Below are 21,327 nucleotides of genomic sequence, written 5' to 3' on the forward strand. Positions count from 1 at the left end.
CACTCACTTCGCGTTACCGCTCAGCGGGTCAGGGCTGCGTATTCTACGCATTTCCCATTTGGCGTCAAGGCGTTTTTGCAAACTTCTTGAGGCTTTCGAATCAAGTGCACAATTTGCATTCGATTCGTACTGTAACCGCATTCGCTTTCGCTGTCTGCCGTGTCAGTGGATGCGCATTATAGGCAGCAGAACTTTTTGTGCAACCCCTAATTTAAAGATAATTAGCTTTTTTACGCTGTTCGTTGGATATTTGACCTGACCTGTCAGTTTTTAGCCTTTATAATGCGAAAAACCATTCAATTAGGGACTTTTTTATGTCAGGGCCACTCAGAACTTACCAAGGGATTCATCCACAACTCGGCGATAATGTGTATGTAGACTCTGCTTCGGTACTCGTTGGCGATATCGCTTTAGATACAGATGCCAGCATTTGGCCTATGGTGGCGGCGCGTGGTGACGTAAACTACATTCGTATTGGTAAGCGCTCCAATGTGCAGGATGGCAGTATATTGCACGTGACCCGTAAATCCGCCTCTCGTCCTGATGGTCATCCACTGATCATTGGTGATGATGTGACGATTGGGCATAAGGCGATGCTGCATGGCTGCAAGGTTGGCAATCGTGTATTAGTGGGAATGGGCGCAATTATCCTCGACGGTGCAATATTAGAAGATGATGTGATTTTAGGTGCGGGTTCGTTAGTACCGCCAGGCAAGGTGCTGCAGAGCGGCTACTTATATGTCGGCAGCCCAGCAAAACAGGCGCGACCTTTAACTGAAGCGGAATTGAAGTTTTTACCTGAATCTGCAGATAACTATGTGCGCTTGAAAAACGAATACTTGGCAGAACCTCAGCCAGAATAATGTTTCTATTAAATCGAGATGGCAGTATTTAAGCTGCCATCTCGCTTGGGTTGTGCTTAGCCTATTGCGTTGTACTTAGCCTAAGTGTACTGCGCCAAACTCATCAAACTCTTCTGCTTCAATTAAGGCTTCTGCCATTTCTTCCGCATCGAATCGCACCGCATCAAATAGTGCTAACATGGCAGCCGCTTCATCGCTATTGGGCTGAGGCGAAAAATCATTTAACTGCGCCAGCTTCTGCGCGCTGATATAACACTTAATGTTCATTCCCTGCTGCTGGGCAATAAAGCAAATGTGTTTTTGGGTTTCATCCCAATGTTGCAGATCGGGGAATAAAATACTCTGATTCATCTTCTCTTCCTCTTGAGCCTCTATTGCGCGTCGACCTGCAGTTTGTCCCTGAGCAATTTAAGCACTCCTGAGGTATCTGGCTCGACGCCACGCCAAAGTGCAAAACTCTTCGCCGCTTGACCGACAAGCATACCCAGTCCATCAATCACTTGCGCTGCACCCTGTTGCAAAGCCCATTGATTAAATGCTGTTGGTTTGGCGCCATACATCATATCGTAGCAAGCCGTTTTGTTGCCTATGATGGACTGTGACAGTGGCGGTAACTCTCCCGCTAGACTCGCTGAGGTCGAGTTAATCACTAAATCGAACACCCCCGACAACTCTGACATCGATACAGCCTGGAGTTTATCGCTGTAGCGCCCTTCTTGTACTTGGCTGAAAATATCCACTAAGGCCTGTGCCTTACTTTGGGTTCGGTTGGTGATAACCAATTGCCCGACTTCAGCCTTGAGCAATGGCAAGATACAGCCGCGCGCCGCACCGCCTGCACCAACCAAGAGTACCCGCTTATGCTGCAAACTGCCGAGATGGCGAACAAGATCGGCCACCAGCCCCAGACCATCGGTGTTATCACCATAAAGAGTGCCATCGGCCAACAAGCTTAGGGTATTGACCGCACCCGCCAGCGTCGCTTCGGCACTTAAGCTATCGCAGAGGGCAAAGGCTTGCTCTTTAAAGGGTACAGTCACATTCGCGCCCTTTCCTCCCGCCTGAAAAAATGCTCGTAAACTCGCTTCAAAACCATCAATAGGCGCCAGAATCGCTTCATAACTCAAAGACTGTTGCGTAAGGGACGCAAACTGTCCATGGATAAAGGGCGATTTACTGTGACCTATCGGATTGCCAAACACGGCATATCGATCAAGCGCTGGCGTAGTTACTGAGGGCATATCTGTCATCTGTGGGATTCTATTGGCTGTGATTGGCTTGCAGTCTAGCGTGCTTTTCGGCGGTAGCACAGCTTAATGGCGAGCCTAAGTTGTTGTACCTGACTTTGGCCTCCTGTTTCGCAGTGGCATTCAGGCTATAATGCGCGCATCAATATTGTAGATTGCAGTGCAGTTAGACCTATGAACTGGCTTAAAAAGATTTTTAGTAAACACACAAGCGTGCCGGATGACAGGGATCCGAATCAGTCTAATGCCTATGATTTAATTGGTGGCGACAAAGTGATCCGCGCGATTGCCAATAGTTTCTATCAGAAAATGGCAAGCTCAGAAGAAACACAAGCTTTATTCGCGATTCACCGAGCGCCGATTGCGGAGTCGGAACAAAAGCTCTATGAATTTTTAAGCGGCTGGCTCGGCGGTCCGCAGTTATATCAGCAAAAGTATGGTCATCCCGCATTACGCGCTCGGCATATGCCCTTCGCGGTAGATGAGACTATGCGAGATCAATGGCTATTTTGCATGAAGTTTGCCATTGAAAAACATATAAAAAAGCCAGAGCATCGCGCCGCTATCTATGAGGCGATTTCCACTCTGGCCGATCATATGCGTAATCAGTAAAGTACGATTACGCAATTCATATTAGCGTGCTTATACCCAATCTCGAGGCTTGAGGTAATTATCGTAGAGATCTGCCTCAGGGCTACCCGACTCTGGCGTATAAGCATATTGCCAGCGAACCAATGGCGGCATTGACATCAAAATAGACTCTGTGCGACCACCGGTTTGCAGGCCAAACAAGGTGCCTCTGTCGTATACCAGATTGAACTCAACATAACGACCGCGACGATACAATTGGAACTCACGCTCACGCTCGCCATAGGGCGTCTCTTTACGGCGCTCAACAATCGGCGCATAAGCGGTTAAGAAGCCATTCCCCACCGCTTGCATAAAATCGAAACTCTTATCGAAGCCAGCTTGATTCAAGTCATCGAAAAACAATCCGCCCACGCCGCGGGTTTCATTACGATGTGGCAGGAAGAAATACTCATCACACCACTTCTTATATTTAGGATATACGTCGTCGCCAAAGGGCAGACACAGATTTTTAGCGGTTTGATGCCATTCGCGTACGTCTTCCTCGAAAGGATAGTAAGGCGTTAAGTCGAAGCCACCACCAAACCACCAAACGGGATCCGCGCCGTCTTTATGGGCGATAAAGAAACGCACGTTAGCATGGGTAGTTGGAATATAAGGATTTTTAGGGTGAATCACTAAAGAAACGCCCATGGCCTCAAAACTACGACCCGCCAACTCTGGGCGATGAGCCGTTGCCGATGCGGGCATGGCCGCACCTGTTACATGGGAAAAGTTCACCCCAGCTTGCTCGAATACCGCACCTTGGGTTAATACACGACTGGTACCACCACCGCCTTCGGTGCGCGTCCATGAATCAGCCGCAAAGCTTGCTTGGCCATCCAATTGCTCAAGACCCGCACAAATTCGATTCTGTAGATCGAGTAAAAATGCTTTTACCACTGTCGCATCTGGCACGCTCATCTGCTTTTATCCTTTGCGTTATAAATCAGTTATTGTCCGTTACGTAATATCTTACCGCTGCGGGCATCAATAATGGTGGAGGGTTGACGCTGCTCGCCTAATCGCCCTAACACTAAGGCATCAATCTTACCCTCAAAGGCATTAAGAATTTCATCAGCGCAGAGTGCGGGATCTTCGCCTGCTAAATTGGCGCTAGTCGAGACCAGTGGTTTACCTAAGGCTTGGCATAAGGCGCGCACCCCTTCATGGGCGGAGACGCGCACGGCGATAGAATCAAACTCACCACATAGATAGCGCGAAACATGCGGCTTAATCGGCATTACAAAGGTAAAGGGACCAGGCCATTTAGAAAAGGCAAACTCGAGTTGCTCGGCGCTCAACTGTGACTCATCGACATAATCCACTAACTGGGAAAACTCGCTTGCCACTAAGATAAGCCCCTTCTGCCAAGGACGTTGCTTTACCGCGAGTAATTTTTGGATGGCGGTGTCGTTGTCGGGATCGCAGCCCAAACCGTAAACGGCTTCAGTGGGATAGGCGATAACACCACCGTTTAGCACTATGTCTTTAATTTCAGATGGGTGCAGCTGTAACATCTTAATATCACCTTATAAATTGAATCGATTTCTACAAACACGTTTTGGCATTTTTAGCCCTTGGCCACCCCATCCGTGGTCGATGGGGGATTATACCCAAGGATGTTTATACGACCAAATCTTTAGAGCTAGATCACACTAAAGCGCGCGTTTGTATTTACAGCTTTTTTGCGGACATTCTAAACGCATCCCCGCGGCCCCTTTGCGCTCGACTAAAATACCAAAGCCACAACTCGGGCAAGTTTCGGCAACGGGAGGATAATTCACGATGAATTTGCATTTGGGATATGCACTGCAAGCATAAAAACTCTTACCAAAACGGCTGGTACGATGCTCAAGCTTGCCAGTTTTGCATTCGGGACATGCCACCTCAGGTTTATCGTTCTCCTGATCAGGCCTTTCTATGTGGGTACAACTGGGATATTGGGTGCAACCGATAAAGATACCAAAACGCCCCGATTTGACCGCCAACTCATGGCCACACTCAGGACACTTGGAACCTTCAATCACTTGGGTTTCAATCGATTCATGCTGCACTAAAGGACGGGTATATTGGCAAGTGGGATAGTTGTTACAACCAATAAAACTCCCATGTTTGCTATGTTTTACCGACAACTCGCTGCCACACTCTGGGCATAGCTCGTATTCTTTTTCCAGTGCGTGCTCATGGGCACTAAATAGTTGTTCATCGATCTTAGACATAATCATTACCACCAGTCATTGCGTCTAATCCGCAGATAACTCATCACACAGGTATTAACAAGCTTATGGCATCAAAAAAGGAGGGCTAGCCTCCTTTCTCATTATTCATCACATCGCAACGCTTAAGAATGTAGCCGACCTTCTTCAGGCTGCTCAAAAATTAAATCTTCCATTTGCTCATAGGCGGACTCATGGCCGGGCGCATTAAAGAGCACCATCAGAATCACCCACTTAAGATCTTCGAGGATCAAGGCAGGCTCATCGAGTTCCATGACTCTGTCGATCACCATCTCACGGGTTTCGACATTCAGCACTTTCACTTGCTCTAAAAATAGCAAGAATCCACGGCATTCCACGTCCAGCTTTTCCATTTCTTCTTTGGTATAAATCCGAAATGAATGCTGATCATGATTACACAGGTAAGGCTTATCCCCTTCCTGCAACTCAGCCAGACGCTCCAACCAAGTTAAGGCTTTCAAAATCTCTGACTGGTGAAAACCAGCACGAGTGAGTTCCTTGGTTAACTCGTCTTCATCCACTAATAGTTCAACTTCACTGTGAACATAGTTTTCAAATAGATACATGAGGATATCAAACATGGCTAGCTCCTCTTTACTCTGACGTAACCACCGGGTACTGCAACAACCCAACCTTGCAACTCAAGTTCAAGCATTTGTTCTAACACCAGATCTATCGTTTTCCCACTATGTTCGACTACAGCATCAATTGTTGTAGTTTCATAACCTACACTAGCTAACAGCGATGAAAATGGCAAATCACAAATCTCACCTTGTTGTATATGGTGGCGAGTGTTGACTTCTTCAAGGTGAAAAGCCGTCAAACTTACCAGCTCTTCCACTATATCGGCCGCACTCTCCACAAGTTTTGCCCCATCCCGTAATAAATCATGGCAGCCTTGATGAAAGCCGCCGAGAATCGAGCCCGGAACCGCAAAGACCTCACGCCCCTGCTCCATCGCTAACCTTGCGGTGATGAGTGAACCACTCTTACGGCAAGCCTCAACTACCAGCGTACCTAAAGAAAGACCGCTAATAATGCGGTTTCGTTTCGGGAAATTGCCTGCAAAAGGCCCTATATCCGGCCAAAACTCGCTTATTATACAGCCTTGGTGCTGAATATCCTCATAAAGCTGCTTATGTCGACGCGGATAAATAATATCAATCCCCGTTCCGAGCACGGCAAGCGTTCTTCCACCATGGTCAACACAGGCTTTATGGGCGGCGCCATCAATCCCCATCGCCATGCCGCTACAAATACTAAATCCTAGCGCGCACATCTCTCGAGCTAACTGATAAGCAACCTGTAATCCACCGGGAGACGCATTACGACTCCCTACTATCGCGAGCGAGGGGAGCAACAGCGCCTCAACGCAGCCTTTGATAAACAAGACGCTTGGAGGATCGGGTAACTGTTTAAGTAATGGAGGATAAAGGGGATCGGTAAAACAAACGAGGTGATGCTGTTCGGACTGTTGCTGCCACTCAAGGGCGGCATCAACCCTTTGATAATCAATAACTAGGCTATGGAGTAGATTATCAGACAAAGGGAGCGAGTGTCTTTCATGCTCCAATCTTTGCCTGAGGTCGTCCACATCCATGTGCGTTAATAATTGTTGTGTCCGGGCGGGTCCTAGCCCAGATACCGCACTTACAATTAACCAGTCGACCAAATATTCAGTAATTATTGACCTCTAAAGGCTAAGGAGTCTGGCGCCATTAATTTATCGTCGACACGAACAGAACGTTCAGTCGAGACAATCAAACCTAAGCTCGCTTTATCAAACACTTTGAATACTAACAATTTACCATTATAAACATCGGGCATTTTGAGCGAGCGATCTGATGAAATCGACGCCACCACATTGTCATAGGCTGTACGTTCGATTGCAGGAACTGGTTGGCCATCGTTATTGATCACAATTTCTTCGCCATCGCGGTAAATAGAGAACACTTCACCAGGCTTAACACCATCCTGCGTGCCTTTATCAAGATAGACGACATTGAGTTTACCAGCTTCACGCATTTTTGACTCAATCGCCAGTACGGTCGCAGGTGTCTTAAGCTCTGCAGGTTTTGGCGTAAAATAAGCCGACATTAAGGCTTCATCTTCCATAGGCAACGCTCTAAAGCCCGCTTTAGTTTCACGGTAATTGCTGAGGATTTTTACCTTAGACACTTTACCAGATTCTATAACTTGGCCTGTCGATGCCAGAATCGCTTCTTGTCCTAAGGCCTCACCCGTTTCTTTATTAAAGAATTCACGGCCGCGCTCATACATACCCAGCTTTTGGTTTAAGGGCAGTTCGCTATCGATATAAATCACATCGCCAACTACATGGTGACGCGAAGGACTCTCACCTGCGAGCACCATAGGTTGTTGTGCAAACCAGTCGGTATCTACCACACGGTTTTGCACCAGATAATTTTGGATTAACGCTAAGTCAACCGCAGGAACCGCATTGCTCTTGGCTATCACGCGTCCTTCTGGAGTTTTGCGAATATGGGGTTTACCCTCGTTAGCACCATTACGCACTAATCTGGGTTGGCCATCGATAAAAACTAAAGTGAGCTGATCGCCGGGGTAAATTAAATGAGGGTTAGCAATCTGGGGGTTAACATCCCATAAACGTGGCCACTTCCAAGGATCATTTAAAAAGGTAGCCGAGATATCCCACAGGGTATCGCCCTTCTTTACCACATATGACTCGGGATGCCCTGCTTTCAGCGTGAGAGTATCAGCGGAAACCAACGTGCAATTAAATGTCATTAACGCAAGTAAAATTAGCCGTTTCATGGTGCGGTCCATGTTGTTTAGCTCTTAAATCGAGCTTTTACTGTTATTGATTGGCACTAAAGATTAAAATTAGCCCATTAGCCTCAGTCAGTATAACCAACTGATAGAGATTTGACAGACTTGTTAAGAGTTTAAGTATGGCACTATTAAAAGTTTTACGCTTTCCCGATGAAAGATTGCGAACTCAAGCGACCCCGGTCACAGAGTTTACTGCTGAGTTGCAAACACAAATCGATGATATGTTCGAGACCATGTACCAAGAAAAAGGCATTGGTCTGGCAGCAACCCAAGTCGACTATCATAAACAACTGATCGTGATGGATTTACAAGACGAGGTCGATCGTCCTAAAGTCTTTATCAATCCCGAAATTATTGCCAGTAGCGGTGATTTCTGTAACGAAGAAGGTTGTCTGTCAGTCCCAGGTATCTATGCCAAGGTCGACCGCGCCGAGTTTGTTACCGTCAAGGCACTGGATAGACACGGTAATGAATTCACCGTTGAAGCCGATGAGCTTTTTGCTATTTGTATTCAGCATGAAATGGATCACCTCAAAGGTAAGTTATTTGTCGATTACCTGTCGCCATTGAAGCGCCAACGGATCAAACAGAAACTTGAAAAAGCGGCCAGACAGGACGCCAGATAAGCATTAGGACCAGATTTGAAACCACTCAATATCATCTTCGCCGGAACACCGGATTTTGCCGCTCGCCATTTACAGGCGCTGATCAACTCACATCACAATGTGATTGCCGTCTACACTCAGCCGGACAGACCCGCAGGGCGCGGTAAAAAACTCACCGCCAGCCCAGTGAAAGAACTCGCAGTCAGCCACGACATTCCGGTTTATCAGCCAGGTTCACTGCGTAAAGAACCCGCGCAGCAAGAACTTGCCGCCCTCAATGCCGATATTATGGTGGTGGTCGCCTACGGCTTAATCCTGCCTAAAGTAGTGCTCGACACGCCGCGTTTAGGCTGTATCAATGTTCATGGTTCTATTTTGCCACGCTGGCGCGGTGCGGCGCCGATTCAACGCGCATTGTGGGCAGGCGATAAAGAAACCGGTGTGACTATCATGCAAATGGATGTCGGCCTAGATACGGGCGACATGCTACTGAAAACCTACTTGCCGATTGAAGATGATGATACTTCCGCCACCCTTTACGAGAAGTTAGCTCTGCAAGGGCCAGACGCACTGCTGCAAGCACTCGAAGGTTTAGCCAACGGCACTCTAGCGGCTGAAAAACAAGATGAAGCCTTAGCTAACTACGCCGAAAAGCTCAGTAAAGAAGAAGCGAGACTCGATTGGAGCAAATCCGCAACTCAATTGTGGCAAGAAGTCCGCGCCTTCAATCCTTGGCCAGTGAGCTATTTTGAGCACCAAGGCAATACCATCAAGGTGTGGCAGACCCAAGTCAGCACCACCAGCAGCAATGCCGCACCCGGCACTATTATTAGCGCAAGTAAAAAAGGCATTGAAGTCGCCACTGGCGATGGTGTGTTAACTCTGCTCAGCATGCAATTACCCGGTAAAAAACCACTCAGCGTGGCCGACATACTCAATGCCCGCGCCGATTGGTTTACCCCAAATACTCGTCTTAATAACGAGGCGCAATAATGATGAACTTGCGTGCACTGGCGGCCAAAGCCATCTTCGAAGTCTTAGAGAAAGGCGTGTCACTTTCAGTTGCACTGCCAGAACAGCAAAAGCATCTTGCCAGTGGTAAAGATAAAGCCCTGCTCGCAGAGCTATGCTACGGCGTGATGCGTACCTTGCCGCAGATCGAAAAACGCGTGGCGGAGTGTTTGGCTAAGCCGCTTAAAGGTAAACAAAGGATCATCCACCAGCTATTAATTGTTGGCTGTTATCAACTTTACTTTACTCGCATTCCAAGCCATGCCGCCATCTCCGAAACCGCCGAGGCCTGCCGTCAGTTAAAATTTGAGGGCATGGTTAAGGTCGTCAATGCCGTGCTGCGTAATATTCAGCGCCAATTAACACCGCTGAGCACAGAGTCAGAGACCTTAAGCTACAACACGCCGGGCTGGTTAATTAAGCGCTTAAAAGCCGCTTATCCCGATAATTGGCAAGAGATAATCCAGCAAAGCCATGAGCGTCCACCTATGTGGTTACGCAACAATCGCCTCTCCCAGAGCCGCGATGCATATCTTGCCGCCCTGAGTGAGCAAGAGATAGAAGCCAGTGTGGGCCTCAGTGACGATGCCATACTGCTGGCCCATCCTAAGGATGTGGCGACATTGCCGCGCTTCCATGAAGGTGCGGCCTCGGTGCAAGATGGTGCCGCCCAATGGGCCGCGACCTTGCTGGCTCCGCAAGCCAACGAACTGATCCTAGATGCCTGTGCGGCACCGGGCGGCAAAAGTTGCCATTTACTCGAACTTGAACCCAGCATCCAACTGGTCGCCGTCGATTTCGATGCTAAACGTCTCGAGCGCGTGCAACAGAACCTTGACCGTTTGTCATTAAAAGCGGAAGTTATTCATGGCGATGCGGCCAACATCGACTCATGGTGGCAGGGTGAACAGTTTGATCGTATCTTACTCGACGCACCTTGCTCGGCGACGGGCGTTATCCGCCGTCATCCCGATATCAAGTGGTTACGTAAAAACCATGACATCGAAGAACTGGCTGAGCTGCAAAGACAAATTCTCGATCACTGCTGGAAGTGGCTCAAGCCCGGTGGCACACTCCTGTATGCAACTTGCTCTATTTTGCCGCAGGAAAATCGAGACCAAATTAGTGCATTTTTAGCCAGAACCGCAGATGCTAAGCTAGACACTCTTGCCCAGCAGGCTTCAAGCCAAGATATTGGTTGGCAAATCACGCCGGGACAACACAACATGGACGGGTTTTATTACGCCCGTTTATTGAAAGCGACCCATTAGGAAGTAAGCAAGGCCATGAAAATTATCATATTAGGTGCGGGTCAAGTCGGGGGAACCTTGGCCGAAAATTTGGTGGGTGAAAACAACGATATCACCATAGTCGATAGCGACAAATCCAGATTACGCGCCCTGCAGGATAAATATGACCTTCGCGTCGTGGCGGGCCATGGTGCCCACCCCGATGTACTCAAAGAAGCAGGCGCCGAAGATGCCGACATGCTGATTGCTGTGACCAACAGCGATGAATGCAACATGGTTGCCTGCCAAATGGCCTACAGCCTATTTGGTACACCGACTAAAATCGCCCGTATTCGCTCCGAACCTTATTTGGCTATGCGCGATAAATTATTTATCGACAGTGAAACCAAAAATAGCGAGGGACGTCCCCGCGGCGGTTTTGTGATCGATGAACTTATCGCACCTGAACAGTTAGTGACCGCTTACATTCAACGTTTGGTTGAATATCCTGGGGCGCTGCAAGTACTCGAATTTGCCGAAGGCCGCTTGAGTTTAGTTGCGGTTCGCGCCTATTACGGCGGCCCTTTAGTCGGTAATGCCTTGGCCGCACTGCGCGAGCATATGCCAAATATTGATACCCGGGTGGCAGCGATTTTCCGCCAAGGTCGCCCTATCATGCCCCGTGGCACAACGATTATCGAAGCCGATGACGAAGTGTTTTTCGTCGCCGACAGTCGCCATATCCGCGCCGTAATGAGTGAGATGCAAAAGCTGGATAACTCCTACCGCAATATCATGATTGCCGGCGGTGGTAACATCGGCTTAGGCTTGGCTAAACGCCTCGAACGCACCCACTCAGTCAAGCTGATTGAGCATAAGTTTGAACGCGCCGAATCTTTATCCGAACAGCTTGAAAATACCACGGTATTTTGTGGTGATGCTTCAGATCAAGAGTTGCTGCTCGAAGAACATATCGACCAAACCGACGTGTTTATTGCCGTCACCAACGACGATGAAGCCAACATCATGTCCGCTCTGCTCGCTAAACGCATGGGGGCGAAAAAGGTGATGGTACTGATCCAGCGCGAAGCCTATGTGGATATTGTGCAAGAAGCCAATATCGATATCGCAATTTCACCCCAGCAGGCGACGATTTCAGCCTTACTGACCCACATCCGCCAAGGCGATATCTGTAACGTGTATTCGTTACGCCGTGGCGCCGCCGAAGCGATTGAAGCTATTGCCCATGGCGACTCCAGCACATCCAAGGTTGTTGGCAAGGCGATTGGCGATATCAAGCTGCCGCCGGGAACGACCATTGGCGCCATAGTACGGAATGAAGAAGTGCTGATGGCCCACGACAAGACAGTGATTGAGCAAGGGGATCACGTAATTCTGTTCCTCGTGAACAAAAAGTTTGTCGGCGAAGTCGAGAAACTGTTCCAACCTAGCGCTTTCTTCTTCTAAGTCATTATCTTATGCTGAACTATAGACCGCTATTGTTTATTTTGGGGCTGTTTCTGTCGATGTTAACAGCCTTTATGTTAGCGCCCCTGCTCCTTGCCGTGTTCAACGGAGAGGAAACCGTGGGATCTTTCATGCTGTCGGCTTTAGTCACAGGGATTTGCGCCAGCCTCTGTTTGCATAACGGCCAGAGCAAAACCATTAACCTCAATATTCGCGATATGTTTCTGCTCACCAGCCTCACCTGGCTGATCGTGAGCCTGTTTGCCGCCATGCCATTTACCTTGTACCACGGCATTGGCTATACGGACGCCTTCTTCGAGACCATGTCCGGTATTACCACCACAGGTTCAACCGTGCTCTCGGGCTTAGATACTATGGATCACAGTATCTTAATCTGGCGCTCGTTATTGCAATGGCTCGGCGGTATAGGCTTTATTGTGATGGCAGTAGCGATTCTGCCCTTCTTAAACGTTGGTGGTATGCGGCTGTTCCGCACCGAATCATCGGATTGGAGCGATAAAGCGGTACCACGCACCCAAAATATGGCTAAGCATCTCTTTTTTATCTATATCTTACTGACCGTGATGTGCTGTGTTGCCTATCATCTTGCTGGTATGACTTGGTTTCAAGCCATCAACCATGCGATGACCACACTGTCGACGGGAGGGTACTCTACTTCAGATAGCTCAATGGCGGCGTTTTCGAATTCTGCCCATTGGGTTGGCGTTGTGTTTATGGCGGCGGGTGGTTTACCCCTGCTGATGTTTGTACAAATGATACAACAGCGTGATGTAAAAGTGTGGAACGACGCTCAAGTCAAAGGCTTCTTATTTTTCCTCACTTTTGTGTCTTGTTTTATTGGCTTCTGGCTGTGGCAAACGAGGGATATAGCCCTTATCGATGCGCTGCGCTTATCCAGCTTTAACGTTGTATCTGTGGTCACGACAACTGGATATGGTTTAACAGACTATGGCGCTTGGGGTGCTTTTGCCAATATCGCTTTCCTGTTCTTAATGTTCGTCGGTAGCTGTTCTGGCTCGACTTCTGGCGGGATTAAAATCTTCCGCTTCCAAATTGCTGGCGCCATTATGCGCGAGCAGTTAAAGCAGCAATGTCACCCCAATGGCATCTTCCGAGAGCGCTATAACAACCGTTTGATCAGTGAAGATATTGTGCGTTCACTGATCACCTTTGTGCTGCTGTTTATGTTTGTGATTGTTGGATTATCTGTGATTCTGGTGCTGACGGGACTCGACCCCATGACCAGCTTTACCGGTGCCATTACCGCAGTCACCAACGTTGGCCCCGGGCTTGGCCCCATCATTGGCCCAGCGGGTAACTTCTCGACGCTGCCCGATTTGGCTAAATGGGCGCTTTCTTTGGGTATGTTGCTCGGCCGCTTAGAGATTTTAACCGTAGCAGTGCTGTTCCATCCCAGTTTTTGGAAGTACTAAATGTTATAAAGCAAAAATGCGCTCACAGAGCGCATTTTTATTAGGCGAGTTCAGCAACCTCGGCCAAGGTTAGCAGATGGTCGGCATAGACCTTCACATCTTCCCAGTCGGTATAATCGATCACCGCCTTAGGATCCGTTGGTCCTTTGGTGATTTTCATAATCAGCTGGATCATCAGCCTGTCGTACCAAGGCCATGAGGGGTAATCTACCTTACCGGCGATAATCTTCAAATCGGCGGGAGTCCAAGGTGATAAAGCAATGAATTTTTGCAGGTATTTGTTGTTCTCGGGGATGCGTTTCTCCGGATTACGCGCCACCACGTTGACGCAGAAGAAACTGTTTGGCAACGCACTCAAAGCTGGCGCATTCTGCTCAATAAATTGAAATACGCTCTTATCGTAGGTGCCATAGAGCACACAAGCCCCTAGTGCCACCAGTTGATAATCGGGCCAGTTAATTCTGGTGGCCGCCGCACTATTAATATCCACCAAGTCAACCTTGGCGCCACGCAGGGTTAATTGCTGCGCAATCGCATTCGCTATTTTGGCCGTATGGCCACCACGGGTAAAATAAAGCACCAGAATGCGTGTCATGGGGTATTCCCGTTCAGTAAAAGTATGTCACCATTGTGGCAATCATTGGTTAAATAAACTCCTAATAGGATCACAAATCAGCGTTGTCTCATATTCTGAAATGCAAAAATTGAGATCTGAATTGCCGAGCAGTATGATTGCGTATAGAAACATCTTCAATTAGAATTATCTAATCAAAAGCGATAAAGTGAGTACCTTATGCAAAATGATATTGATGTAAATGCAATGGTAACGAATGCGGAAAGTGCGGCTAAATGGCTCAAAGCCATAGCGAATCCTTATCGCTTAATGATTTTGTGCCTATTGCTGGATAAAGAGCTGAGCGTAACCGAGCTGAATGAGACTGTGCCCTTGAGCCAATCGGCACTATCACAGCATTTAGCAGTGTTGCGAGCCGAAGACTTAGTCGATACCCGTAAGAGCTCGCAGATTGTGTATTACAAGCTTAAGAATGAGCAAGTCACCCAAGTGATTTCGATTCTCCACAGCCGTTACTGCGCCGTATAAATCCAGTCATGCAGTAACAATAAAGCCCTAGCTGAGACTAGGGCTTTATCATTTTTACAGCTTGCTAAAGTGCGTCCCAAAGGCTTCAACTTTACCCCAGTCGGTAAACTCGAAGGTGCCCTTTAGGTCGGTCGGTCCCTTTGTCATCCACATGATGAAGCGGATCATAGTGCGGTCGAATAAGCCGTATTTAGGGTAATCAATCTTGCCCGCAAACACTGCCAATTGCTGTGGCTGCCACAGGGATAATTTGAGGAACTTTTGCATATAAGGATTGGTTTCTGGTGTGTTTTTTAATGGCTTGCGCGCCACCACATTCACAGTAAAAAAGCCGTTGATTTTACTGTCCAACACAGCATGATTGCGATTCACAAACTGGTAGAGATCGGGCCTATGTTTGCCATAACGAATACTCGCGCCAATCAACACCTTATCGAAATCGGCAAGGCTTAGGGCTTCGGCCTGTTCTAAACTCACTAAAGACACTTGCTCACCCGCTTGTTCGGCAAGCGATTTGATTTTGCGACAGATTTCCAGTGTTTGGCCATCGATTGTCGAATAGATGATTAGTGTCTGCATGTTAATCCCTCCAGAAAGTTGGCGTGAACAAAATCAGCAAGGTAAAGACTTCGAGGCGACCAAATAACATAGCCACCACCAGTACCCATTTGGCGCCATCACCAATACTAGCGTAGTTGCTTGCTACTTCCCCAAGCCCTGGGCCGAGGTTATTTAAGCAGGCCGCCGTGGCACTAAAGGCGGTAATATCGTCCAGTCCCATGGCCATCAATGCCAACATACAAAGCACGAAGACTAAGGCGTAGGCGGAGAAAAATCCCCACACGGCATCGACAACCCGATCAGGTAATGCTTTGGAGCCGATACGAATTGAGAACATCGCCTTAGGGTGAACAAGACGTTTAAGTTCGCGTGAACCTTGCAACAGCAACAGGATAACCCGGATCACCTTAATCCCGCCCGCAGTTGAGCCACCACAACCACCGATAAAGCTTGAGAAGATCAACAGAATCGGCAGGAACAGCGGCCACATATGGAAGCTTTCGGTACCAAAGCCTGCGGTCGTCGCCACCGAAACCGCTTGGAATAAAGCGTGATCTAAGGTTTCTTCTGGTGAGTCATAAATCCCTGAGTGATAAAGGGTTAAGAAGCAAATCGCCGTTAGCACCAGCTGAATCGCCACCAGCATCTTGAATTCTGTATCTCGGAAATAGACTCTAAAATTGATCCCGCGGCGCGAAAATGCCGCAAAGTGAACGCTAAAGTTCACCGCTGAGACAATCAAAAAGAACACGCAAATCAGGTTGATCACTGAGCTATCGAAGTATCCCATACTGGCATCGTGGGTCGAAAAGCCCCCGATGGCGATGGTCGAAAACGAGTGACACACTGCATCGAATACGCTCATCCCCGCCAGCCAATAAGCGCCCGCGCAGGCAATGGTTAGCAATAGATAGATGTACCATAACGCCTTGGCCGTTTCGGCAATCCTCGGCGTCATCTTACTGTCCTTCACGGGCCCTGGGATCTCGGCGCGATACAGCTGCATGCCCCCAACGCCCAACACTGGCAGAATCGCCACAGCTAGAACGATGATCCCCATACCGCCGAGCCATTGCAGCAAATGTCGATAAAACAGAATGGCCTTAGGTAAGGAGTCCAGTCCGACAATGACTGTGGCTCCCGTGGTGGTCAGTGCGGAGAAGGATTCGAAAAAACTGTCGGTCCAGCTGAGATCGGGTTGGCTTGAGAAGATAAAAGGCAAGGCACCGATGGAGCCAAGAACGGTCCAGAACAGGACCACAATCAGAAACCCCTCGCGGGTTCGCAATTCCTCTTTGCAGCGACGATTAGGATACCAGAGCCAAAAACCGATAAATAAGCTGACAAAAAATGCCTGAATAAACGCAGTACCACCGCCATCGTTATACCAAATGGCGATTAAGGCTGGCGGCAGCATAGTGATGGAGAACAGGCCGATAAGCAGACCTATGATTCTTATTATGGTTTTGTATTGCATTCCGCTTGTTCAATTATTCCATTGGCTGCAAAGGTATTTTCAGCATTTTGCATATTTTGGCATAATTTACGCAGGCATCACAGCTCAAACTCTGCGCGCAGGCTGCCCTGACTCAAAGTAGCCAACGATTCATTCAATATGCCCTGCTGTTGTTTGCCTATTTCAAAATGGATATCAATGGCTTCGGCAAATTGCTTATCGATGATCACCGCGTCTAACTGCTGCAGTAGATGCTCAACATCCCTTAATTGGGTGTAATCACAATGCAGTTTTACTGGATAACGTAATTGCTTCACTCGCGTCGGCAATTGCCCTAAACCTTGGCGTAATCCCGAGGTATAGGCACGCACTAAACCGCCCACGCCTAACTTAGTACCACCATAGAAACGCACAACCACGGCACCGACTTCACCAATATTCGCACCTTGCAATACTGCGAGCATTGGACGACCTGCACTGCCCGCAGGCTCTCCATCGTCACTCGAACCGATGGCAATGCTGTCGTTGGGTGCTCCTGCAATAAAGGCATAGCAATAATGACTGGCGCCAGGATAATCTCGCTTTATGTCAGTAAGTACTAACTTCAATTGTTCTAAACTCGTGCAATGAAATAGAAAAGAGATAAAGCGGCTATGCTTTATCTCTTCTTCTATCTGCACATTTTCACTCGGTATCAGATAACTTTCGAGCACTCGCTCTCCCTAAACTCACGCTAAGCCCAGTTCGCGGGTCATATTTTCGTTTCGATCTTGATGCACAATCACATTATCCTCGATACGAATACCACCGAAAGGTCGCAGCTCATCAACGGTGCGCCAATTGATCTGCTGGCCACGGCTATCTTGTTTTAGCTCATTGAGTAACGTGTCGATAATGTACAAACCTGGCTCCATGGTAAGCACTTGGTTTGGAGCCAAAATGCGGGTGCAACGCAGGAACGGATGTGCCTCAGGGGCCGGAATATGGGTACCACGCTCATCGAAGGCAAAACCTCCCACATCATGCACTTGCAAACCTAACATATGACCGAGTCCGTGGGGGAAGAAGGCGCTGGTAATACCTTGGTCGACTAAACCTTGGGCATCGCCCGTGGCTAACTCAAAATCCAACAGCATTTGCGCGACTTTGCCATGGGTCGCCAAATGTAAATCGGGATAACGCACACCCGGACGCATCATATCAATCAGTTCGAGCTGCGCCTTATTCATGGCAGTGATTAATTCGTCGAAACGATTCTTCTCAAACGCATAGGTACGAGTGATATCCGACGCATAGCCAAAGTAACTGGCACCCGCATCGATTAAAAAAGATAAGCGGCGCGCCGGATTTTGATGTTCAAGCGCGGTGTAATGCAAAATCGCCGCATTTTGGTTTAAGGCAATGATATTACCGTAGGGCACTTCGTTCTCGCCCTGTCCCACGGCAGATAAATACTGCTGCTGAATTTCAAACTCGCTCGCACCGTTATAGAAAGCATTTTTAGCAGCTAAATGCCCTTGCACCGCAATCTGGTTGGCACGGCGCATACATTCGAGCTCATATTCGGTTTTAGTAGTGCGGTGGAAATGCAGATAGCTCATCACAGAGTCAGGATTGCGACTGGTGAAACCCAGCACCTCAGCCACATCTAAATGCTCACCCAAATACGCCCAGTTGGCGATATCGCTAGGCAATAGCTCGGCAACCTTATCGGCCTTAGTGAGTAACTTGATCTCAAAATGCTCGGTCCAGAACATCTCCGGCACGTCAGATACCTTATGCCAAAAGTCCACAGGGCGATAAAAAATCAGTTGCGGCTTATCGCGCCCATTCACCACTAACCAGCAGTTAGGGTTATCCAGCACAGGTAGCCAGGCCTTGAAATGGGGATTGGCTTTAAAAGGATAATTAATGTCGTCCAAAAACATTCGATGTGGCTGACCCGAGTGGATCACTAAACCTGATAATGCTTCACGCGATACAATTTCAGCGACTCGACGATTAAGCTCGGCGATGTGGGCATGATAGTGATGAGCCAAGTGATCCATGTGTCATATCCTGTAATGAACGATAGTTAATAAAAAAACCGCAAATCTGACTAAGCCATACAGGCTCAGTGTTTTCCTTCGCTTATGCCCTATTACTTCGCAGGTTAGCAAATTCTCGATTTAAGCCTATGCTTTTAATTCTAAAAATAAAATTATCCATTTAGCCAGCGAGTAATACCGCTAAAGTACAAATTCCCACCACGTACTCTTTAGCGTAATCTGGCACTTCTACACTTTGTGCAGTGTATCACAAAGCTTAAAATTCACTCTAGCCGACAAGAAATTAAACAGTCGTTTAAATTGGGTGTTGTAATTTATCGAATTTCGAAGCACACTGGCACACAACTGGTCAAATGATGGCCGAAGCTGCTGTGAGATAGAGAGTCGTACTAACACCAACAAATAATGGTGGGTATCACTTTTAAGCCAAAAGGAAGCAAGCAATGATCTACCAAAGTCCTACAATTCAGGTTGAGTTACTCGAGGATAATATTGCCAAGCTGTGCTTTAACGCACCCGGTTCGGTGAACAAATTCGACAGAGAAACACTCGCCTCACTCGATGCCGCATTAGACAGCATTAAACAACAATCAAACATTCAGGCCTTAGTGCTGACCTCAGGTAAAGATACCTTTATCGTGGGTGCCGACATTACTGAATTTTTAGGCTTATTCGCACAGGATGATGCGGTACTGCTCTCTTGGGTTGAACAGGCCAACGCCGTATTCAACAAACTCGAAGATTTACCTTTCCCAACCGCTTCTGCAATTAAAGGTTTTGCCTTAGGCGGCGGTTGTGAAACTATTCTGGCAACGGATTTCCGTATCGCCGACACCACAGCCAAAATCGGTCTACCCGAAACCAAACTAGGTATTATCCCAGGCTTTGGTGGCACAGTGCGTTTACCACGTGTGATTGGTGCAGATAACGCTCTTGAGTGGATCACCACGGGTAAAGATCAACGTCCAGAAGATGCCTTAAAAGTAGGCGCGGTTGACGCCGTTGTTGCGCCAGAGGCTTTAGAAGCTGCCGCCATTCAAATGCTTAAAGACGCGGTTGCAGAAAAGCTTGATTGGCAAGCCCGTCGCCAACGTAAGATGTCACCACTGACCTTACCAAAACTCGAAGCCATGATGTCTTTCACAACCGCTAAAGGTATGGTTTTCTCTGTCGCTGGCAAACATTATCCTGCACCAATGGCGGCGGTAAATGTAGTTGAGCAAGCGGCGACCAAAGGCCGAGCCGAAGCGCTGCAAATTGAGCATCAAGCATTTATCAAGTTAGCGAAAACCGATGTAGCCAAAGCGTTGATCGGTATATTCTTGAATGACCAATTAGTAAAAGGCAAGGCTAAGAAAGCGGGCAAGCTCGCTAAAGATGTGAAAAGCGCCGCCGTATTAGGTGCTGGTATCATGGGTGGCGGTATCGCTTACCAAAGCGCCAGCAAAGGCACGCCAATTGTGATGAAGGATATCGCTCAACCTGCATTAGATCTAGGTTTAGGCGAAGCCGCAAAACTGTTATCTGCGCAAGTTGCTCGCGGCCGCTCTACCCCAGAAAAAATGGCTAAAGTGCTGAACAACATCACTCCAGCCTTAGACTATGCTCCAGTGAAACATGCTGACGTGGTTGTTGAAGCCGTTGTTGAGCATCCCAAAGTGAAGGCACAAGTACTGGCGGAAGTTGAACAATACGTGAGTGAAGATGCGATTATCGCCTCTAACACGTCAACCATTTCAATCAACCTGCTCGCCAAGAGCATGAAAAAACCTGAGCGTTTCTGCGGTATGCACTTCTTCAATCCAGTGCACAAAATGCCATTGGTTGAAGTTATTCGTGGCGAGCACAGCTCAGAAGAAACCATCGCATCTGTTGTCGCCTACGCCAGCAAAATGGGTAAAACCCCAATCGTTGTAAATGATTGCCCAGGTTTCTTCGTTAACCGTGTACTCTTCCCTTATTTTGCTGGCTTTAACGGCCTGCTCGCCGAGGGTGGCGACTTTGCCGCTATCGATAAAGTGATGGAAAAACAATTCGGCTGGCCAATGGGCCCGGCTTACCTGCTAGACGTTGTCGGCCTAGACACAGGTCACCACGCGCAAGCGGTAATGGCCGAAGGCTTCCCCGATCGTATGGGCAAAACTGGCAATGACGCGATTGACGTGATGTTCGAGAACAAACGTCTCGGTCAGAAGAATGGTAAAGGCTTCTACGCTTACTCTGTAGATAGCCGCGGTAAGCCAAAGAAAGATGTCGACCCAACCAGCTACGAGCTGCTGAAGGCCGCCTTTGGTGAGCAAAAAGCATTCGATGCGGATGAAATCATCGCCCGCACTATGATCCCAATGATTATCGAAACCGTTCGCTGTTTAGAAGAAGGCATTGTGGCATCACCTGCCGAAGCGGATATGGGCTTGGTCTATGGTTTAGGTTTCCCTCCATTCCGTGGTGGTGTATTCCGTTACTTAGATACTATGGGCGTAGCGAACTTTGTCGCCTTAGCAGACAAATACGCTCACTTAGGTGGTTTGTATCAAGTCACCGACGCCATGCGTGCCCTTGCAGCCAACAACGGTAGCTACTACCAAGCCTAATTAGCGGGA

The 21,327-nt window shown here is 48.2% G+C and carries 22 protein-coding genes; 9 read left to right on the forward strand and 13 right to left on the reverse strand.

Translation table 11 applies throughout. The annotated features are described in order from the left end of the window. Window positions 1–314 precede the first annotated feature (314 nt). Window positions 315–863 (forward strand): gamma carbonic anhydrase family protein, encoded by a 549-nt coding sequence (locus SHD_RS04330; RefSeq protein ID WP_023266016.1) that lies wholly within the window; start codon window positions 315–317, stop codon window positions 861–863. A gap of 75 nt (window positions 864–938) precedes the next feature. Here the strand turns inward: SHD_RS04330 and SHD_RS04335 are convergent, their stop codons facing one another. Together SHD_RS04335 and aroE are read right to left on the reverse strand one after the other, a co-directional pair. Beyond that, entirely contained in the window at window positions 939–1,214 is a 276-nt protein-coding gene (locus SHD_RS04335; RefSeq protein ID WP_011620874.1) for a DUF1488 family protein, read from the reverse strand. Between the two features lie 20 nt (window positions 1,215–1,234). Beyond that, the gene (gene aroE, locus SHD_RS04340; protein WP_023266017.1) at window positions 1,235–2,113 is read right to left on the reverse strand and encodes a shikimate dehydrogenase; all 879 of its coding nucleotides are present in this window, start codon (window positions 2,111–2,113) and stop codon (window positions 1,235–1,237) included. Between the two features lie 171 nt (window positions 2,114–2,284). Here aroE and SHD_RS04345 point away from each other — a divergent pair, with 171 nt between their 5' ends. Continuing rightward, window positions 2,285–2,722, forward strand: a complete 438-nt coding sequence (locus tag SHD_RS04345) for a group II truncated hemoglobin (protein ID WP_023266018.1) — start codon at window positions 2,285–2,287, stop codon at window positions 2,720–2,722. Between the two features lie 30 nt (window positions 2,723–2,752). Here the strand turns inward: SHD_RS04345 and hemF are convergent, their stop codons facing one another. The 6 genes from hemF to SHD_RS04375 form a co-directional block, all read right to left on the reverse strand. Beyond that, on the reverse strand, window positions 2,753–3,661 hold the full coding sequence (gene hemF / locus SHD_RS04350) for an oxygen-dependent coproporphyrinogen oxidase (protein WP_023266019.1): 909 nt from the start codon (window positions 3,659–3,661) through the stop codon (window positions 2,753–2,755). A 29-nt stretch (window positions 3,662–3,690) separates the two neighbouring features. After that, a complete protein-coding gene (locus SHD_RS04355) occupies window positions 3,691–4,257 on the reverse strand; it encodes an L-threonylcarbamoyladenylate synthase (RefSeq protein ID WP_023266020.1) in 567 nt (188 codons plus the stop codon). Between the two features lie 138 nt (window positions 4,258–4,395). Next, window positions 4,396–4,959 (reverse strand): DNA topoisomerase family protein, encoded by a 564-nt coding sequence (locus SHD_RS04360; RefSeq protein WP_039977552.1) that lies wholly within the window; start codon window positions 4,957–4,959, stop codon window positions 4,396–4,398. Window positions 4,960–5,081: 122 nt separating this feature from the next. Beyond that, window positions 5,082–5,558 carry a DUF494 family protein gene (locus SHD_RS04365; RefSeq protein ID WP_011620868.1) on the reverse strand — a complete coding sequence of 159 codons (477 nt, stop codon included), beginning with the start codon at window positions 5,556–5,558 and terminating at the stop codon, window positions 5,082–5,084. Between the two features lie 2 nt (window positions 5,559–5,560). Then, window positions 5,561–6,649: a DNA-processing protein DprA gene (dprA, locus tag SHD_RS04370; RefSeq protein ID WP_084294834.1), complete on the reverse strand. Its 1,089-nt coding sequence runs from the start codon at window positions 6,647–6,649 to the stop codon at window positions 5,561–5,563. A gap of 11 nt (window positions 6,650–6,660) precedes the next feature. Beyond that, window positions 6,661–7,785, reverse strand: coding sequence for a LysM peptidoglycan-binding domain-containing protein (locus SHD_RS04375; RefSeq protein ID WP_023266023.1), 1,125 nt, complete (start codon window positions 7,783–7,785; stop codon window positions 6,661–6,663). Window positions 7,786–7,910: 125 nt separating this feature from the next. On the opposite strand from SHD_RS04375, the gene def reads away from it, so the two are divergent. From def to SHD_RS04400, 5 genes are read left to right on the forward strand one after another with little or no spacing between them, the layout of a single operon-like run. Continuing rightward, window positions 7,911–8,417: a peptide deformylase gene (gene def, locus SHD_RS04380; RefSeq protein WP_023266024.1), complete on the forward strand. Its 507-nt coding sequence runs from the start codon at window positions 7,911–7,913 to the stop codon at window positions 8,415–8,417. A gap of 15 nt (window positions 8,418–8,432) precedes the next feature. Next, complete coding sequence (gene fmt / locus SHD_RS04385) at window positions 8,433–9,389, forward strand: methionyl-tRNA formyltransferase (protein ID WP_023266025.1); 957 nt, start codon at window positions 8,433–8,435, stop codon at window positions 9,387–9,389. Window positions 9,390–9,391: 2 nt separating this feature from the next. Next, entirely contained in the window at window positions 9,392–10,678 is a 1,287-nt protein-coding gene (gene rsmB / locus SHD_RS04390) for a 16S rRNA (cytosine(967)-C(5))-methyltransferase RsmB (protein WP_039977554.1), read from the forward strand. A 15-nt stretch (window positions 10,679–10,693) separates the two neighbouring features. Next, a complete protein-coding gene (gene trkA / locus SHD_RS04395; protein WP_023266027.1) occupies window positions 10,694–12,103 on the forward strand; it encodes a Trk system potassium transporter TrkA in 1,410 nt (469 codons plus the stop codon). Between the two features lie 11 nt (window positions 12,104–12,114). Then, a complete protein-coding gene (locus SHD_RS04400) occupies window positions 12,115–13,557 on the forward strand; it encodes a TrkH family potassium uptake protein (RefSeq protein ID WP_023266028.1) in 1,443 nt (480 codons plus the stop codon). A 40-nt stretch (window positions 13,558–13,597) separates the two neighbouring features. Here SHD_RS04400 and hemG (SHD_RS04405) read toward each other — a convergent pair whose 3' ends face one another. Then, window positions 13,598–14,152 carry a menaquinone-dependent protoporphyrinogen IX dehydrogenase gene (hemG, locus tag SHD_RS04405; RefSeq protein WP_023266029.1) on the reverse strand — a complete coding sequence of 185 codons (555 nt, stop codon included), beginning with the start codon at window positions 14,150–14,152 and terminating at the stop codon, window positions 13,598–13,600. A gap of 198 nt (window positions 14,153–14,350) precedes the next feature. On the opposite strand from hemG (SHD_RS04405), the gene SHD_RS04410 reads away from it, so the two are divergent. Further along, window positions 14,351–14,659, forward strand: a complete 309-nt coding sequence (locus SHD_RS04410; RefSeq protein ID WP_023266030.1) for an ArsR/SmtB family transcription factor — start codon at window positions 14,351–14,353, stop codon at window positions 14,657–14,659. A 54-nt stretch (window positions 14,660–14,713) separates the two neighbouring features. On the opposite strand, the gene hemG (SHD_RS04415) is transcribed toward SHD_RS04410, so the two are convergent. From hemG (SHD_RS04415) to pepQ, 4 genes are all read right to left on the reverse strand, one after another. After that, a complete protein-coding gene (hemG, locus tag SHD_RS04415; RefSeq protein WP_023266031.1) occupies window positions 14,714–15,238 on the reverse strand; it encodes a menaquinone-dependent protoporphyrinogen IX dehydrogenase in 525 nt (174 codons plus the stop codon). Between the two features lies 1 nt (window position 15,239). Continuing rightward, window positions 15,240–16,697 (reverse strand): TrkH family potassium uptake protein, encoded by a 1,458-nt coding sequence (locus tag SHD_RS04420; protein ID WP_011624678.1) that lies wholly within the window; start codon window positions 16,695–16,697, stop codon window positions 15,240–15,242. Window positions 16,698–16,774: 77 nt separating this feature from the next. Beyond that, a complete protein-coding gene (locus SHD_RS04425; RefSeq protein WP_023266032.1) occupies window positions 16,775–17,389 on the reverse strand; it encodes a YigZ family protein in 615 nt (204 codons plus the stop codon). A 15-nt stretch (window positions 17,390–17,404) separates the two neighbouring features. Then, the gene (pepQ, locus tag SHD_RS04430; RefSeq protein ID WP_023266033.1) at window positions 17,405–18,724 is read right to left on the reverse strand and encodes a Xaa-Pro dipeptidase; all 1,320 of its coding nucleotides are present in this window, start codon (window positions 18,722–18,724) and stop codon (window positions 17,405–17,407) included. 443 nt (window positions 18,725–19,167) lie between these two features. Here pepQ and fadB point away from each other — a divergent pair, with 443 nt between their 5' ends. Then, window positions 19,168–21,318, forward strand: coding sequence for a fatty acid oxidation complex subunit alpha FadB (gene fadB / locus SHD_RS04435; RefSeq protein ID WP_023266034.1), 2,151 nt, complete (start codon window positions 19,168–19,170; stop codon window positions 21,316–21,318). Window positions 21,319–21,327 lie beyond the last annotated feature (9 nt).

Source organism: Shewanella decolorationis S12 (assembly GCF_000485795.1).
Lineage (GTDB): Bacteria > Pseudomonadota > Gammaproteobacteria > Enterobacterales > Shewanellaceae > Shewanella > Shewanella decolorationis.